Source organism: Luteibacter sp. 9135 (genome assembly GCF_000745005.1).
Lineage (GTDB): Bacteria > Pseudomonadota > Gammaproteobacteria > Xanthomonadales > Rhodanobacteraceae > Luteibacter.
In genome coordinates this window covers 4,237,860-4,253,490 of sequence record NZ_JQNB01000001.1, presented here as the reverse complement: position 1 = coordinate 4,253,490, position 15,631 = coordinate 4,237,860, and the positions used below count along the sequence as shown (strand labels likewise).

Sequence of the window (15,631 nt, the reverse complement as noted above, 5' to 3'; positions counted from 1 at the left end):
GCACGGTCAGGCCGGACACCCCGGCCCCCAGGATATCCACGATGTACATCCACGAGTCTCCCACCCGCCTGCTGCCCGACGTCGCGTCGCAGGACCATGCCCTCGCCCTCGGCACGCTCGAATGGGTGGGCATGGATGGCATGGAAATGCCGGTGGCGTTCGATGCGGGCGACGGTGATGTCCGCTCCACGGGGGCCCGCGTGGGCGCCTTCGTCAACCTGGTCAAGGCCGAGGCTCGTGGCATCCACATGTCGCGGCTGTACCTGCTGGTCTCCGAGGCGCTGGGCGCCCGCCCGCTGACGATCGCCGGTGTCCGGACGCTGCTGGAGGCCTTCCTCGCTTCGCACGAGGGCTTGTCGGACCATGCGCGCATCACCATCGGCTTCGAGCACCTGGTGCGGCGGCCGGCCCTGCGCAGCGAGAACAGCGGCTGGCGCGCGTATCCGATTACCGTCGAGGCTACGCTGAGCCAGGGTGCGTTCCGTCTGGAGATCACCACGGACGTGGTGTATTCCTCGACATGCCCAGCCTCCGCGGCCCTGTCCCGCCAGCTGATCCAGGACAACTTCGCCAGCGCGTTCTCGTCCGGCCAGCCGCTGGACCGCGACACCGTGCTCGCCTGGCTGGGCACGGAGAAAGGCGTGCTGGCCACGCCGCACGCGCAGCGCAGCACCGCCACCCTCCGCCTGTGCCCCGTCGGTGAGGGCGTGTTCCCCCTGATCGGCCTTATCGACCAGGTCGAGAACGCCCTGGGCACGCCCGTGCAGACGGCGGTCAAGCGCGCCGACGAACAGGCCTTCGCCCTGGCCAACGGACAGAACCTGATGTTCTGCGAAGACGCCGCCCGCCGCATCCAGAAGACCCTGGAAGCCGCCCCCGACGTGGCCGACTACCACATCCGCGTTGCCCACCACGAAAGCCTGCACCCCCACGACGCCGTCGCGTTCGCCCGCAAGGCGCGGTAAGGCGCCGCCCCGCGACGGCGGCCGACCGGCCGTAGGAGCGCACGCACGTGCGCGATCCCCGTGATTTACGATGTTTCGGCCGGTCCAACCTCTCCTCAATGAATCCCCGGCAGCAACAGCGGATCTAGCCGCGTGCCGAACCAGTTGAAGCCCCAGTGCACGTGCGGCCCGGTGGCGCGTCCCGTCTTGCCGGCCGCGCCGATCACCTGGCCCTGCTTCACGTGCTCGCCCACGGTCACGTCGATGCGCGACAGGTGCAGGAAGTTGGACGACAGTCCGAAGCCATGGTCGAGCAACACTGTGCCGCCCGTGAGGTACAGGTCGGGCTTGGCGAAGGTGATGACGCCATCAGCCGGTGCCTTCACCGGCGTGCCCTCGGGGACGGCGATATCCATACCCGAATGCGGGGCCTTGGGATCGCCGTTGTAGATACGCTGGTTGCCGAAGCGGCCACTGATCCTTCCCTTCACGGGCCAGATGAAGCCGTGGGTGAAGTCCTCGCGGGCATCGTCGCGGTTGCGTGCGGCGACCACCTCGGCCTGCTCGCGCTCGATCCGTGCGGCGATCTCCGGCGGCGGATTCACGGTGGCCGGCGGCACGCCCTCCACGCGCTCGATCGGCCAGTCGCGCGGGGTGACATCGACCTGGCGCTTCGTCCCGTCCACGACCACGACCAACGGGCCTTTCTCGTCGCGCCCGGCACCGAACACGAATACGCCGTCGTCGCCCACGTGCACCGGTTTGCCGGCGACGGTGACCCGCGCGCCCGGGGGGGCGTGGGCGATCACCAGGCCGCCCTGCGACACGCTGGCGGGCAGGTCGGTCACGGCGGCCGATGCCACCGTGACCGCGAGCAGGGCGAGGGCGGTGCTTACGATCCTTCTCATCGGTCGAAGGTCAGGCGCTGGCCACGGACCGTGCCATCGACGGTTTTGCCGTTCCACACGCGCTGGCCGTTGACGAAGGTCGAGACGATGCTGCTGGAGAAGGTTTCGCCTTCGAACGGCGACCAGCCGCACTTGGAGAGGACTTCCTCGCGGGTGACCGTGTGCGGTTTGTTCGGGTCGACAAGGACCAGGTCGGCCGCGTAGCCCTCGCGCAGGAAGCCGCGGTTCTCCACGTCGAACAGTTTGGCGGGGGCGTGGCATACGGCCTCGACTACTCGCTCAAGGGTCAGTTTGCCTTCGGTCACGCGCTGGAGCGCCGCCTGCAGGGCGAACTGGACCAGCGGCAGACCGGACGGCGCCTTGTCGTACTTCTGTTCCTTTTCTTCCAGCAGGTGCGGGGCGTGGTCGGTGGCGAGCACGTCCAGGCGGCCTTCGGCCAACGCCCTGATGATGGCCTCGCGATCGGACTCGTCCTTGATCGCCGGGTTGCACTTGATGAACGAGCCCTTTGCCTCATAGTCGGCCCTGCCGCCGAAATGCAGGAAGTGCACGCAGGTTTCCGCGGTGATCCGCTTGCCTTCGATCGGACCGGGCTCGAACAGGGCCAGTTCGTCGGCGGTGGAGATGTGCAGCACGTGCAGGCGGGTGTTGTGCTTCTTCGCGAGCGAGATGGCCAGCCGGGTGGACTTGATGCACGCCTCGCGCGAACGGATGTGCGGGTGTTCCCACATCGGGATGTCGTCGCCGTACTTCTCATGGGCCTTGGCGAGGTTCACGTCGATCATCGGCGTGTCCTCGCAGTGGGTGATGATCGGCGTGGGTGCGTCGCGGAAGATGTGATCGAGGGTTTCCGGGTTGTCGACCAGCATGTTGCCGGTGGACGCGCCCATGAACACCTTGATGCCCGGCGCGGCCTTGGGGTCCAGTGCGCGGATGGCCTCGAGGTTGTCGTTGCTCGCCCCCATGTAGAAGGCGTAATTGACGACCGACGATTTGGCGGCCAGGTCGTATTTGTGTTCCAGGGAGTCGCGACCCAGCGCGGGCGGCTTGGTGTTGGGCATTTCCATGAAACTGGTGATGCCGCCGGCGGCACAGGCGCGCGATTCACTGGCCAGGTCGGCTTTCTGGGTGAGCCCCGGCTCGCGGAAGTGCACCTGGTCGTCGATCATGCCGGGCAGCAGCCAAAGGCCGGTGGCGTCGATGACCTGTTCGTCACGCTCCGTTGCCAAGTCCTGCGCAATGGTCGCGATTTTTCCGCCACGTACGCGCACGTCGGCCTTGAACCGGCGGCCTTCGTTGATCAGTTCGGCGTTCTTGATGAGCCAGGCATCAGTCATGGGTATGCACTCCTTGGGCGCCGCAGCGGCGCAGGACGAATTGTTCGGGGACGGGGTCGTGGCCGCCTTCACACAGCGGCTGGCAGCGCAGGATGCGCCATAGTCCCAGGATCGAGCCGCGCAGTGGCCCGAACCGGGCGATGGCGACGCGGGTGTAATCGGAACAGGATGGATGGAAGCGGCATCGGGCCCCGAGGAGGGGACTGAGCCACCGTTTGTAGAAGGAAAGCAGTATCAGGAGAAGGCGGGTCACAATCAGTCCGGTGCCTACCGGCGTAAGCCAGGGCACAGTATCCCAGAAGAGAGGTTGCTGGGGTAACGCATCTGGGCTATAACACCCCGCCGCCACGGCCACCGAGGTGAAGGATATGGCGAAAAACGCTAGCAGTTCCGCAGCCGCCAAGGGCGCCGCCAAGAAGGGCGGGTCAGGCGATGTGACGTCGGCCAGGACGCCGGCCAGCAAGACGGTGGCCAAGGCCGCAACGAAGACGACCGCGCCCGCGGCGAAGAAGGCTGCGCCCGCGCCGGCCACGAAGCCCGTGGGCAAGCCGGCGGCGCCCACCGCCAAGGCCGCCGCGAGCAAGGGCGCTCCTGCCAAGGCCGCCACCGCGAAGGCCCCGGCCAAGGCGGCAGCCACCAAGGCGGCATCCACCCACGCTGCCGTCGGCAAGCCCGCCGCCGGCAAGTCGGCTCCGGCCGCTGCCAAGGCGCCGTCGAAGCCGGCCGCTGCCGCCGCCAAACCGGCCGTCACGGCGGCCGCGACGAAATCCAGGGCGCCGGCCAAGGCCGGGCCCGCACCCGCTTCCCCGCCGGTGGCGAAACCCTCCGCCCCGGTCCATGACGCACCGACGCCCGTGAAGGGCAGGACCGCCTCCGCGGTCGGCAGCGCCACCTCATCCAGTAACGAGAAGTCCACGCACCCCAGCATGAACAGCACCGCTCCCCAATCCCCCGACAATGGCATCACGCGCGAGGACGGCCGTTACGCACTGCCGGCTTCGACTCTCATCGACCTGCCCAAGGGCTACAAGCCCGGCCCGGACGAGGAGTACATGAATCCTCGTCACCTGGCTTATTTCCGTAACAAGCTGAAGGACTGGCGCGACCAGCTGGTCGAAGAATCCCGCCAGACCATGGACAACCTCCGTGAGGAAGTGCGCGACGTGGGCGACGAGGCCGAGCGCGCTACGCGTGAAACCGAGAACTCGCTCGAACTGCGCACCCGCGACCGCTATCGCAAGCTCATCTCCAAGATCGACAAGGCCCTGCGCCGGATCGAGGAAGGCCGTTACGGCTTCTGCGAAGAGACCGACGAGGAAATCGGCGTGGAGCGTCTCGACGCCCGCCCGATCGCCACGCTCACCCTCGATGCGCAGGAGCGCCGCGAGCACCTGCAGAAGCAGATGGGCGACTGACCGTCATCCGTTCCGCTTCGGCATGAAAGACCCGCGAGTGATCGCGGGTTTTTTATGTCACTCAGCCATGGGCTGCACCTGCTGGCGCACCGCTTCCAGCAACAGCGTCGCCAGGCGGCTCGCCGGGGCCTCGGCGTGGGCCTGCGCGCGATACAGCACGAGTGAGATCTTCGGCAGCGCCGGCAACGACAGCACGGCGCGGTCAAGCGCGCGCACATGCGAGGGCAGCCCGAATGGCGTGCGCACCGTGAGGCCGAGCCCTGCCGACGTGGCAGCCCACAGCGCGGCCAGGCTGGCACTGCCGAAGGCCCGGCGCCAGGGCAGGCCGGCACGGTCGAGCGCGGTGATGACGATCTCCCGCAACGGGCACGGCGCGTCAAGCATGATCAGGGGTAACGGCTCTTTGCTCTTGGGCCGGCGTGGGCCGGGGCCGCCGTGTTCGCGTTCCGTCCACCAGGGGGCATCGACCCGCTCAGCCGCCGTCGGGCCGATCCATAACAAGGGGAGCCGCGCCACGCGCTCGGCGTACGGAGACAGGGGCTGGTCGCCCGCGTCCCACGCCAGCGCCAGGTCGAGCTGCCCCAGTTCGAGGCGCTCGCGTAACTCGCCGCTGCGCGCCACGCAGGCTTCGATGCGCACCTTGGGGTGCGCGCGCGCGAAGCGCCCCAGCACGGCTGGCAGCAACGTCTCGCCGAAGTCTTCCTGCAGGCCCAGCCGCACCCAGCCCTGCAAGCCGGCGCCGCGCATGGCGGCGCCGGCTTCGTCGTTGAGTTCAAGCATGCGGTGCGCGTAGGCCAGGAGTGTCTCGCCAGCGTCTGTCAGTGCCAGGCCACGCCCCTTCTTGCGGAACAGCACCGTGCCGGCCTGTGACTCCAGCTTCTTCAGCTGCGCGCTCACGGCAGAGGTCGAACGCCCAAGCTTGTCGGCCGCGCGCGCGTAGCTGCCAAGAGCGATGCCGGTAGAGAACGTGCGCAGCACATCGAGATCGAGCATCACCTGGCCCGTAGGCAGCGTCATGTTTATCGTCCTGTTTTTCAGGACGAATATCGCATTATTTTCTGATTTTCAAAACCTTTGAAGCGGTGGAGACTGCGTCGCATCATGACCTTATCGACGTGTTCTTCGACGTATCCACTGCGCCATCGCTGGAAGGTGCTGGCCGCTGGGGTGGCCGCCAACGCGGCGTTTTCCGTGGCCTTCAGCGGCATTCCCATGACGGCGGTGCTCATGCGTACCGGCTACCGGCTTGACAACGCCACCCTCGGTCTGGTGCTCGGCCTCATGGGCCTGGGGATTGCGGTGAGCGAACTGCCGTGGGGCCTGTTGACCGACCGCTGGGGAGACAGGCCCGTGCTGCTGACCGGGCTGGGCAGTACCGCACTCGCACTCGTGGCGATGGCGCTGTGGGCCGCGCCGACTGCGCAGCACATCCCCGGCCTCGGCGTGCTGGGGGCGGGACTGTTGCTGGTCGGCCTGCTGGGCGGCAGCGTGAACGGTGCGAGCGGGCGTGCGGTGATGACCTGGTTCGACGCCAGCGAGCGCGGGCTCGCGATGAGCATCCGCCAGACCGCCGTGCCGTTGGGCGGCGGCATCGGCGCGCTGGTGCTGCCGTATGTGGCGCTGCATTTCTGCTTTGCCGCGCTCTACGGCCTGTTGGCCGTGCTGTGTGGGCTGGGCGCGGTGACGAGCTGGGCCTGGGTGCATGAGCCGCCCATCGTGCCGGGCACCAGGGCGAGCGCGGCCGACGCGGCCTTCGCGTCGAGCGCATCGAAAAAAGGCCCGCTGCGAGATCCGCGCGTGTGGCGCATCGTGCTGGGCATCGGCAGCCTCTGTGCGCCACAGTTCGCCGTGCTGTCCTTCGGCACCGTCTTTCTGCACGACTTCGGCCATGCAGGTCTTGCGACGGTTACCGCCACCATGGTGTTCACGCAGGTAGGCGCGATGGTGATGCGCGTGTGGAGCGGCCGTTGGACCGACCGTCGTCGCAACCGACCCGCCTACCTGCGCGCGTGCAGCGTACTCAGCGTGCTGCTGTTCGCGGGACTTGCGGTGCTGGTGATGGCCGGGGGCACGCATGCTGCCGACTCAGGGGCGCTGCGCGTCGCACTGGTTGTATTGCTGGGTTTGAGCGGCGTTTGCGTCTCGGCATGGCACGGCGTCGCCTACACGGAGCTCGCCACGCTGGCCGGTGCGGCGCGTGCGGGCACCGCCTTTGGCATGGCGAACACCAGCGTGTTCCTCGTGTGCTTTGTCACGCCTTTCTCGATCCCGTACCTGCTCGCATGTCAGGGCTGGCCGGTGGTGTGGCTCGCCGCAAGCGCCTGTGCGCTGGTAGCGATGCCATTGCTGGTGCCGCGTGCCGAACGCCTTCCGGGGCACGCGTGAGAGGAAACGTTTTTACGTCCCCAGTGCCTGGGCGGCCTGGGCCTTGAGCTTCACCAGCATGGCGGCCAGACCGTTGGAGCGGGTGGGCGAAAGGTGCTTGGCCAGGCCGATGTCCTGGATGAAGGTGGGCTCGGTCTCCACGATCTCCCGTGCGGAGCGGTCGGAATACACGCGCAGCACCAGTGCGATCAGCCCTGACACGATGGCGGAATCGCTGGCGGCGTCGAAGTGCATGCGCGAGGCGTCGCCCGACGGAATCAGCCAGACCATCGACTGGCAGCCATGCACGCGGTGCGCTTCCGTCTTCCACTCGTCGGGAAACGCCGCCAGCTGACGGCCGAGGTCGATGAGGTACTGGTAACGTTCCGTCCAGTCGCTGAAGAAAGCGAATTCTTCCGCAATGGCGGTCTGGGCCTCCGCGGCCGTGGCTTCGATCGGTGTGCTCATGCCTTCACCACGCTCCAGCGCGTGCCCTGGGCGCTGTCCTCGATAGCGATGCCCAGCGCCTTGAGCTGGTCGCGAATGGCGTCCGAGCGCGCGAAATCCTTCGCCGCTCGTGCGGCCCGGCGCTCTTCCAGCAGGGCCTCGACGGCCGCTTCGTCCACGGCATCGCCCGGGTTGCCCTGACGGAACCAGGCTTCCGGATCGTCCTGGAGCAGGCCGAGCAGGGCTGCGCCGCCGAGCAGGGCCGCCTTGGCCGGGCCGCGCTCCGCACCGCTGGCGCGCCGCGCCGTGTCCACCAGCTGGGATATCTCGGCCAGCGCCTGCGGGGTGTTGAGATCGTCGCACAGCGCCGCCTCGACGGCGGTCGGCACCGTTGGCGCCCCGGCATCCACGTCGGCCATATCGCGCAGCGCGCCATACCAGCCGTCCAGCGTGCGCACCGACTGCGTCAGCGCGCTGTCGGACCAGTCGAGCGGCTGGCGGTAGTGGCCGCGCAGCAGCATCAGGCGGAGGGCCTCGCCCGGGTGCCGCGCCAGCAGCTCGTGCAGCTGCAGGACATTGCCGATCGACTTGGACATCTTCCGGCCGTCGAACGTCAGCATGCCGTTGTGCAGCCAGTAGCGGGCGTAGGTCTTGCCGCCATGGGCGCAGACGCTCTGGGCGATCTCGTTCTCATGGTGCGGGAAGGTGAGATCCACGCCACCGGCATGGATATCGATGGTCTCGCCCAGGTGCGTCTCGATCATGGCCGAGCACTCGATATGCCAGCCGGGACGGCCACGACCCCAGGGGCTGTCCCAGCCAGGGAGGGAGGCATCGGACGGCTTCCACAGCACGAAGTCGCCGGGGCTCTTCTTGTACGGAGCCACCTCGACCCGGGCGCCCGCGATCAGGTCGTCCGGATCGCGACCGGAGAGCGCGCCGTACTCGGCATACGACTCCACATGAAAGAGCACGTGGCCTGCGGCGGCGTAGGCGTGCCCGGACGCGACCAGTCGCTCGATCATCCCGATGATCTGCGGGATGTGGTCCGTGGCATGGGGCTCGACATCCGGCGGCGCCACGCCCAGGCGGGCCATGTCCTGACGGAAGGCCTCGGTGTAACGCGCGGTGATCTGGCCGATGGGCACGCCCGCCGCGCCCGCGGCGGCATTGATCTTGTCGTCCACGTCGGTGATGTTCCGCGCGTACACCAGCGTCGGGTAATGGCGGCGGATCAAACGTGCAAGAACGTCGAACACCACCGGCGGCCGGGCATTGCCGATATGGATGTAGCTGTACACGGTCGGCCCGCATACATACATGGTCACCCGGTCCGGATCGAGCGGGATGAACGCTTCCGTGCGGCGCGTCAGGGTGTTGTAGAGCGTGATCGGCATGCGGGAATCCATGAACGTGCGCGGTGGGCGACCGACCGTGAATACTAGCAAGGCGAGCGCCTCGGCGGGCACACGCACGGTGGCGCGTTCGGTTGACAGCGAATGTGACGACGCGGACGCAAGGTTCTAAGCGTGGATTCAGCGTTAACTTGTTGAAATACACACCAGTAGGCGCGCCTGTGCGCCTGGCTGGAGGTTTTCCTACATGTCTCGCCTGCTTATCCCTGCCCTTATCCTCGCCGTTTTCGCCTCTGGCGTCAGCGCCCAGGACGGGCGCTATGCGCCTCCGCCCCCTCCGGGTCCGGCCGGCCCGGACGACAACACCCATTTCGGTTGGGCCGATGTCCTGCGCGTGGACCCGGTCTACGGCGTCGCGCGGGTCGAAACGCCGCGTCAGGAATGCTACGACCAGCCGGTCGTGCGTCGCGAATCCAGCGGTAACAGCACCGCCGGCACCATCCTGGGCGCCGTGGTCGGTGGCGTGCTGGGCAATACCGTGGGCCATGGTGATGGCCGCAAGGCCGCCACGGTCGTCGGCGCGGTCGCCGGCGGCGCGGTCGGCAACGGCATCGCCCGCAACGGCGACCGCACCTACGAAGGCACGGAAACCCGTTGCCGCGACGCCAGCTCGGTCTCGGAGCAGCGTCGCATCGCGGGCTACGATGTCGAGTACCGCTACCGGGGCGAGGTGTATGTGTCGCGCCTCAACTACGACCCGGGCGAGCGCCTGCGTGTACGGGTGAGCGTGGCGCCGGCAGACTGACCGGCCTAAGTGCACGGCAGCGACGAAAAGGCCACGAGCGATCGTGGCCTTTTTTGTTGCCACCATGCGCCCGTTTCCGCCATCCGCGCCATCCGCGCCACCCGCGCCACCCGCGCCATTCGTAACCGCGTAGGAGCGCACGATGTGCGCGAAAAGCCAACGAAGCGGTAAAGCGGTAAAGCCGAACTCCTCGAGCAAGAGCCGGCGGGTAGCCCCCTCGGTGCCACGCCTACGGCGACCCGCTAAGGAAGGGCCGCTGGCGCGGCCGTATCCTTATGGCCCTTCGGGCCCGGGTCGGGCTTCGCACAGGGGTTCTCGACTCGACATCCTGTCTCGCGAGAACGGCCGGCCGTCCAGGCCGGCCCCCTTCGGGCCTGATCTGTGCGAATCCCTCGCCTGCGGCTACCGGCCCCGAGGGGGCTACCCGCCGGCTCTTTCCCAGACTGAGGTGGGGTGTTGGGCGAGCAGCGCGCGGTGGTAGTGAGTGGATGCGAGGGTACGGCATCACCGCGTTATTGGCTTTTCGCCCACATCGTGGGCTCCTAAATGTGGGTTGTGCGTTGATTCCACGCACGGCGCATCTGTCGCGGATGATCGGCGGGTGGGGGGGTAGGAGCGCACGCACGTGCGCGAGCCCTCAACGTATCTAAGGCGCCCGATGCCATGCACACCAGGCAGGCGAGCGTTCCCAGCAACGAAGCGAAACCTGGCTCTGCGCTCTCCCCACACGCAACCTCAGTCTTGGAAAGAGCCGGCGGGTGCCACCCTCGTGGCCGGTAGCCGCAGGCAAGGGATTCGAACGGACAAGGCCCGAAGGGGGCCGGCCAGGACGGCCGGCCGTTTTCGCGAGACAGGAAGTCGAGTCGAAAACCCCCGTTCGAAGCCCGACCCGGCCCGAAGGGCAATCAATAAACGGCCGCGGACGCGGCCCTTCCTTAGCGGGTCGCCGCAGGCGTGGCCACGAGGGTGGCACCCGCCGGCTCTTGCTCCACGGCCCAAGGCCCAACGCGACGCCAAAGGCGAGCCCACCCCCGAAACAACCACCAACATCCCCAACAGGATCCGCGAACCCACCCAAGTTGCGCGACGCAACAAATCCCGGCATGATCGGACTTCCATGTTTCGTGACCCTGCCGTGTCCCATACCGTCTACACCGCCGTCGTCTTTACCAGCGCCCGCATGGCCGCAGGAATGACCTCGCGTGCTCGTCGACCGTACATCGGACATTCGGCCGGGTAGGCTGTCGCGCGCATTTCATCTGCATCGACTAAAAAACCCGGCCCCGTGCCGGGTTTTTTCGTTTCCAATTCCTGCCATTCCACCCACGGCCCCCGGGCCACCGACCGATCTGGATTGCCATGACCGTTCGCCATTTCCTCAACACCCAGGATTACAGCCGCGCCGAGATCGACGCCCTGCTCACGCAGGCCGCCGAGTTCAAGCGGTCGCCGCAGGGCCAGCAGCTGGCTGGCAAGTCGATCGCGCTGCTGTTCTTCAACCCGTCCATGCGCACGCGCACCAGCTTCGAACTGGGTGCCTTCCAGCTGGGCGGGCACGCGGTGGTGCTGGCGCCGGGCAAGGACGCGTGGCCGATCGAGTTCGAGGTCGGTACGGTGATGGACGGCGATACGGAGGAGCACATCGCCGAGGTGGCCCAGGTGCTGTCGCGCTATGCCGACATCATCGCCGTGCGCGCCTTCCCGAAGTTCGTCGACTGGCAGGTGGATCGCCAGGACATCGTGCTGAAAGCGTTCGCCCGCTACGCCACCGTGCCGGTGATCAACATGGAGACGATCACCCATCCCTGCCAGGAGCTGGCCCATGCCATGGCCCTGAAAGAGCACCTGGGCGATCTGCAGAACAAGAAATACGTACTGACCTGGACCTACCATCCGAAGCCGCTCAACACGGCGGTGGCGAATTCTGCGCTGATGATCGCGACGAAGATGGGCATGGACGTGACCCTGCTGTGTCCCACGCCCGAGTACATCCTCGACCAGCGCTACATGGACTTCGCCAAGCAGAATGCCGCCGAAAACGGTGGGTCGCTGCAGGTGTCGCACGATATCGAATCGGCATACAGCGGGGCGCACGTGATCTACGCCAAGAGCTGGGGTGCCATTCCGTACTTCGGCCGCTGGGATGAAGAGAAGGCCATCCGCGAGGCGAACAAGCATTTCATCGTCGACGAGGCCAAGATGGCGCTCACCGACCGTGGGCTGTTCAGTCACTGCCTCCCGTTGCGCCGGAACATCAAGGCGACCGACGCGGTGATGGATTCGCCCGCCTGCATCGCCATCGACGAGGCGGAAAACCGTCTGCACGTCCAGAAGGCCGTCATGGCCTCGCTCATTTCGCACGCGTCGGGCGCCAGGTCCGGCCTCGGTTTCTGATTCGTCCTTCCTCTTTTCCCTATTCCTTTTCCCGGAGCCAGCATGTCCAGTAAAGATATCGTCCTCGCCTTCTCGGGCGGCCTCGACACCAGCTTCTGCGTCCCTTACCTGATGCAGCGCGGCTACGCCGTGCACACCGTGTTCGTCGACACCGGCGGCGTGTCGGCGGAAGAGCGCGAATACATCGAGCAGCGCGCGACCGAACTGGGTGCGGCCTCGCATCGCACCGTCGACGCGTCGCAGGCGATCTGGGACAGCTTCGTCACGCCGCTGATCTGGGCGGGCGAGTTCTACCAGGGCCAGTATCCGCTGCTGGTGTCGGATCGCTACCTCATCGTGAAGGCATCGCTGGAGCGTTGCGACGAACTGGGCACCAAGCTGTTCGCGCACGGCTGCACCGGTATGGGCAACGACCAGGTGCGCTTCGACCTGACCGTGCGTGCGCTGGGCGATTACACCATCGTGGCGCCGATCCGCGAGATCCAGCGCGAGCACACGCAGGTGCGTGCCTACGAGCAGGCCTACCTCGAAGAAAAGGGCTTCGAAGTCCGCGCCAAGACCAAGCACTACACGATCAACGAGAACGTGCTGGGCGTGACCATCTCCGGTGGCGAAATCGACGCGTGGGAAATCCCGGGCGAGGGCGCAGTCGGCTGGTGCGCGCCGCGCGCCGAATGGCCGTCCGAACCGCTGCGTGTCGAGCTGGGCTTCGAGCAGGGCGTGGCCGTCTCGCTCAATGGCAAGGCGGCGACGGGTCCGGAGATCCTCGCTTTCCTCAACCGCGAACTGGCGAGGTACGGCGTGGGTCGCAGCCTGTACACAGGCGACACCAACATCGGCCTGAAGGGCCGTATCGTGTTCGAGGCGCCGGCACTGACCGCGCTGCTGACCGCGCACCGCGCGCTGGAAGAAACCGTGCTCTCCAAGCAGCAGAACCGCTTCAAACCGGAAATCGGCCGCAAGTGGACGGAAGTGGCCTATGAGGGCTTCTTCAACGATCCGATCAAGGCCGACCTGGAAGCCTACCTGGTGTCCACGCAGCGCAAGGTCGACGGTAAGGTCATCGTCGAGACCCGCGGCGGTTCCATCTACGCGGTGAAGGTCGAATCGAAGAACCTGCTGCACTCGTCCAAGGCGACCTATGCACAGGCGGCCGACTGGGGCGTGGCCGAGGCCGAGGGCTTCATCAAGCTCTACGGCATGAGCTCGACGATCTGGGCGGAAGTCGACCGCGCCAACGGGAACTGATCCACGACCATGGACAAGCTACTCGACGACACCCTGACCCATCTGCGTGCGCTGGTCGGTTTCGACACGCGCAACCCGCCGCGTGAGATCGGCACCGAAGGCATCTTCGACTACCTGCGCGCCAACCTTCCGGGGTTCGATGTGCAGGTCACCGACTTCGGTGCCGGCGCCGTCAACCTTTACGCCGTGCGCGGTACGCCGAAGTACCTGTTCAACGTGCACCTGGACACCGTGCCGGATTCGCCGCACTGGACGGCGAGTCCGCACGAGCTCCGGGTGACCGGGGACCGCGCGATCGGCCTGGGCGCGTGCGACATCAAGGGCGCCGCCGCGGCGCTGGTCGCCGTGGCCAACGCCACGCAGGGCGACATGGCCCTGCTGCTGTCCACGGACGAGGAAGCCAACGATGCGCGCTGCATCGACGGCTTCCTGAAGACGCCGCGCGACTACGAGGCGATCATCGTCGCCGAGCCGACCCAGGGTGAAGCGGTGCTGGCGCACCGGGGCATCCTGTCGGTGCAGATGCGTTTCCAGGGGCGGGCAGGGCATGCCTCGGGCGACCAGAAGCCGTCCGACAGCGCATTGCACCAGGCTACCCGCTGGGGCGCCGCGGCGCTGGACCACGTACAGGCGCTGTCGCACGAACGCTTCGGTGGCCTGACCGGTCTGCGCTTCAACATCGGCAAGGTCGAGGGCGGCATCAAGGCGAACGTCATCGCCCCCACGGCGGATGTGCGTTTCGGCTTCCGGCCGTTGCCCTCGATGGATGCCGACGCCCTGCTGGAGACCTTCCGCACGCTGGTCGATCCGGTACCCGTGGAATACGGCGAAACCTTCCGCGGCGATTCGTTGCCGGCGGGCGACATCGCCACGGCCGAGACTCGCCGTCTGGCGGCGCGCGATGTCGCCGATGAGCTGGGCATCCCGGTGGGCAACGCCGTGGACTTCTGGACGGAAGCGGCGCTGTTCTCCAAGGCCGGCTACACCACCTTCGTCTACGGCCCTGGCGATATCGCCCAGGCGCATACGGCCGACGAGTGGGTCCTCCTCGAACAACTGGCTGCCTATGCCAGGACCATCCATCGGATCGTCGACAGTGGAATCTAACCAACATACCCGCAAGACCATCGTGCGCCTGCTGTCCTCCATGGGCAGCGCGCGTGAGATCCAGCAATACCTCAAGCGTTTCTCCCAGCTGGACGCCGCGCGTTTCGCCGTGGTCAAGGTGGGCGGCGCGGTGCTGCGCGACGACCTGCCGGCACTGACGTCCTCGCTGTCCTTCCTGCAGCAGGTGGGCCTGACGCCCATCGTGCTGCATGGCGCGGGTCCTCAGCTGGACGAGGAACTGGCCGCTGCCGGGATCGAGAAGAAAACGGTGAATGGCCTGCGGGTGACGTCGCCCGAGGCACTGGCCATCGTGCGCCGCGTGTTCCAGGCGCAGAACCTGCGCCTGGTCGAGTCGCTGCAGGAAGCGGATACGCGCGCCACCTCGGTGCCGTCGGGCGTGTTCGCCGCCGAGTTCCTCGACCAGGCCACCTTCGGCCTGGTGGGGCGCGTGCGCGAGATCAACCTCGCGCCGATCGAGGCCAGCCTGCGTGCCGGGTCAATCCCGGTGATCGCCAGCCTGGGTGAAACCGACGCGGGACAGATACTCAACATCAACGCCGACTTCGCCGCCAACGAACTGGTGCGCGTGTTGCAGCCCTACAAGATCGTGTTCCTGACGGGCACCGGTGGCCTGCTGGACGGCGAGGGCACGGTGATCGATTCGATCAACCTGTCGACCGAATACGACCAGTTGCTCAAGCAGCCCTGGCTGCACTCGGGCATGCGCCTGAAGATCGAGCAGATCAAGGACCTGCTGGACGACCTGCCGCTCACCTCGTCGGTGTCCATCACGCGCCCGGCCGAGCTGGCCAAGGAACTGTTCACGCACAAGGGTTCGGGCACCCTGGTGCGCCGTGGCGAGCGTGTGCTGCGTTTCGAGTCGTGGGACGGCGTGGACAAGGCCCGGTTGCGCGAGCTGATCGAATCCAGCTTCGGTCGCAAGGTGGTGCCGGATTACTTCGAACGCACCGACCTGTATCGACTCTATGTATCCGAGAACTATCGCGCGGCGATGGTGCTCACCCAGGACGAAGGCTTCGCGTACCTCGACAAGTTCGCGGTGCTGGACGACGCACAGGGCGAAGGCCTGGGGCGTGCCGTGTGGCAGGTGATGCGCGACGAGAACCCGAAGCTGTTCTGGCGCTCGCGCCACGGCAACGTCATCAATCATTTCTATTACGCGGAGTCCGACGGCTGCTTCAAGCAGTCGCGCTGGAAGGTGTTCTGGTACGGCCTGGACAACTTCGCGGATATCGAACGTTGCGTCGCGCATTGCGCCACGCGCGTCCCCACCCTTCAGGACTGAG

General features: G+C 66.9%; 15 protein-coding genes. 8 read left to right on the top strand and 7 right to left on the bottom strand.

Annotated elements, in window-relative coordinates; all coding sequences use genetic code 11:
• Positions 1-41: 41 nt before the first annotated feature.
• The gene (folE2, locus tag FA89_RS18065) at positions 42-965 is read left to right on the top strand and encodes a GTP cyclohydrolase FolE2 (protein ID WP_036142944.1); all 924 of its coding nucleotides are present in this window, start codon (positions 42-44) and stop codon (positions 963-965) included.
• 95 nt (positions 966-1,060) lie between these two features.
• On the opposite strand, the gene FA89_RS18060 is transcribed toward folE2, so the two are convergent.
• From FA89_RS18060 to yidD, 3 genes are read right to left on the bottom strand one after another with little or no spacing between them, the layout of a single operon-like run.
• Complete coding sequence (locus tag FA89_RS18060) at positions 1,061-1,852, bottom strand: M23 family metallopeptidase (protein WP_036142941.1); 792 nt, start codon at positions 1,850-1,852, stop codon at positions 1,061-1,063.
• Positions 1,849-3,189, bottom strand: a complete 1,341-nt coding sequence (locus FA89_RS18055; protein WP_036142939.1) for a dihydroorotase — start codon at positions 3,187-3,189, stop codon at positions 1,849-1,851. The genes FA89_RS18060 and FA89_RS18055 overlap by 4 nt, the downstream gene beginning before the upstream one ends.
• Positions 3,182-3,442, bottom strand: a complete 261-nt coding sequence (gene yidD / locus FA89_RS20745; protein WP_240003931.1) for a membrane protein insertion efficiency factor YidD — start codon at positions 3,440-3,442, stop codon at positions 3,182-3,184. The genes FA89_RS18055 and yidD overlap by 8 nt, the downstream gene beginning before the upstream one ends.
• Before the next feature lie 115 nt (positions 3,443-3,557).
• Here yidD and dksA point away from each other — a divergent pair, with 115 nt between their 5' ends.
• Positions 3,558-4,604, top strand: a complete 1,047-nt coding sequence (gene dksA, locus FA89_RS20740) for an RNA polymerase-binding protein DksA (RefSeq protein WP_240003930.1) — start codon at positions 3,558-3,560, stop codon at positions 4,602-4,604.
• A gap of 57 nt (positions 4,605-4,661) precedes the next feature.
• On the opposite strand, the gene FA89_RS18040 is transcribed toward dksA, so the two are convergent.
• Positions 4,662-5,621 (bottom strand): LysR substrate-binding domain-containing protein, encoded by a 960-nt coding sequence (locus FA89_RS18040; protein WP_036142935.1) that lies wholly within the window; start codon positions 5,619-5,621, stop codon positions 4,662-4,664.
• 17 nt (positions 5,622-5,638) lie between these two features.
• Positions 5,639-5,833: a hypothetical protein gene (locus tag FA89_RS20735; RefSeq protein ID WP_240003929.1), complete on the bottom strand. Its 195-nt coding sequence runs from the start codon at positions 5,831-5,833 to the stop codon at positions 5,639-5,641.
• On the opposite strand from FA89_RS20735, the gene FA89_RS18035 reads away from it, so the two are divergent.
• Positions 5,832-6,989, top strand: a complete 1,158-nt coding sequence (locus tag FA89_RS18035; RefSeq protein WP_240003928.1) for an MFS transporter — start codon at positions 5,832-5,834, stop codon at positions 6,987-6,989. The two genes, FA89_RS20735 and FA89_RS18035, sit on opposite strands and share 2 nt — an antisense overlap.
• A 12-nt stretch (positions 6,990-7,001) precedes the next feature.
• Here the strand turns inward: FA89_RS18035 and FA89_RS18030 are convergent, their stop codons facing one another.
• Together FA89_RS18030 and cysS are read right to left on the bottom strand one after the other, a co-directional pair.
• On the bottom strand, positions 7,002-7,436 hold the full coding sequence (locus FA89_RS18030; protein ID WP_036142930.1) for a SufE family protein: 435 nt from the start codon (positions 7,434-7,436) through the stop codon (positions 7,002-7,004).
• Positions 7,433-8,812, bottom strand: a complete 1,380-nt coding sequence (gene cysS, locus FA89_RS18025) for a cysteine--tRNA ligase (protein WP_036142928.1) — start codon at positions 8,810-8,812, stop codon at positions 7,433-7,435. Before cysS ends, FA89_RS18030 begins: the two co-directional genes overlap by 4 nt.
• A 205-nt stretch (positions 8,813-9,017) precedes the next feature.
• On the opposite strand from cysS, the gene FA89_RS18020 reads away from it, so the two are divergent.
• The 5 genes from FA89_RS18020 to FA89_RS18000 all read left to right on the top strand — a co-directional run bounded on the left by FA89_RS18020 (position 9,018) and on the right by FA89_RS18000 (position 15,630).
• Positions 9,018-9,575: a glycine zipper 2TM domain-containing protein gene (locus tag FA89_RS18020; protein WP_036142926.1), complete on the top strand. Its 558-nt coding sequence runs from the start codon at positions 9,018-9,020 to the stop codon at positions 9,573-9,575.
• Positions 9,576-10,934: 1,359 nt separating this feature from the next.
• Positions 10,935-11,969: an N-acetylornithine carbamoyltransferase gene (locus FA89_RS18015; protein ID WP_036142925.1), complete on the top strand. Its 1,035-nt coding sequence runs from the start codon at positions 10,935-10,937 to the stop codon at positions 11,967-11,969.
• A 42-nt stretch (positions 11,970-12,011) separates the two neighbouring features.
• The gene (locus FA89_RS18010; protein ID WP_036142922.1) at positions 12,012-13,217 is read left to right on the top strand and encodes an argininosuccinate synthase; all 1,206 of its coding nucleotides are present in this window, start codon (positions 12,012-12,014) and stop codon (positions 13,215-13,217) included.
• Between the two features lie 9 nt (positions 13,218-13,226).
• Entirely contained in the window at positions 13,227-14,324 is a 1,098-nt protein-coding gene (locus tag FA89_RS18005; protein WP_036142919.1) for an acetylornithine deacetylase, read from the top strand.
• Positions 14,314-15,630: an acetylglutamate kinase gene (locus FA89_RS18000; protein ID WP_036142916.1), complete on the top strand. Its 1,317-nt coding sequence runs from the start codon at positions 14,314-14,316 to the stop codon at positions 15,628-15,630. Before FA89_RS18005 ends, FA89_RS18000 begins: the two co-directional genes overlap by 11 nt.
• The last annotated feature ends 1 nt before the right edge of the window (position 15,631 follow it).

What these genes read in the sequence shown, in the direction of transcription:
- folE2 (WP_036142944.1), top strand. Translation starts at nt 42, where the DNA reads ATGTACATCCACGAGTCTCCCACCCGCCTGCTGCCCGACGTCGCGTCG.
- FA89_RS18030 (WP_036142930.1), bottom strand. Translation starts at nt 7,436, where the DNA reads ATGAGCACACCGATCGAAGCCACGGCCGCGGAGGCCCAGACCGCCATT.
- FA89_RS18055 (WP_036142939.1), bottom strand. Translation starts at nt 3,189, where the DNA reads ATGACTGATGCCTGGCTCATCAAGAACGCCGAACTGATCAACGAAGGC.
- FA89_RS18015 (WP_036142925.1), top strand. Translation starts at nt 10,935, where the DNA reads ATGACCGTTCGCCATTTCCTCAACACCCAGGATTACAGCCGCGCCGAG.
- FA89_RS18060 (WP_036142941.1), bottom strand. Translation starts at nt 1,852, where the DNA reads ATGAGAAGGATCGTAAGCACCGCCCTCGCCCTGCTCGCGGTCACGGTG.
- cysS (WP_036142928.1), bottom strand. Translation starts at nt 8,812, where the DNA reads ATGCCGATCACGCTCTACAACACCCTGACGCGCCGCACGGAAGCGTTC.
- FA89_RS18020 (WP_036142926.1), top strand. Translation starts at nt 9,018, where the DNA reads ATGTCTCGCCTGCTTATCCCTGCCCTTATCCTCGCCGTTTTCGCCTCT.
- FA89_RS18010 (WP_036142922.1), top strand. Translation starts at nt 12,012, where the DNA reads ATGTCCAGTAAAGATATCGTCCTCGCCTTCTCGGGCGGCCTCGACACC.
- dksA (WP_240003930.1), top strand. Translation starts at nt 3,558, where the DNA reads ATGGCGAAAAACGCTAGCAGTTCCGCAGCCGCCAAGGGCGCCGCCAAG.
- FA89_RS18040 (WP_036142935.1), bottom strand. Translation starts at nt 5,621, where the DNA reads ATGACGCTGCCTACGGGCCAGGTGATGCTCGATCTCGATGTGCTGCGC.
- FA89_RS20735 (WP_240003929.1), bottom strand. Translation starts at nt 5,833, where the DNA reads ATGAGCACCGCCGTCATGGGAATGCCGCTGAAGGCCACGGAAAACGCC.
- FA89_RS18005 (WP_036142919.1), top strand. Translation starts at nt 13,227, where the DNA reads ATGGACAAGCTACTCGACGACACCCTGACCCATCTGCGTGCGCTGGTC.
- FA89_RS18035 (WP_240003928.1), top strand. Translation starts at nt 5,832, where the DNA reads ATGCGTACCGGCTACCGGCTTGACAACGCCACCCTCGGTCTGGTGCTC.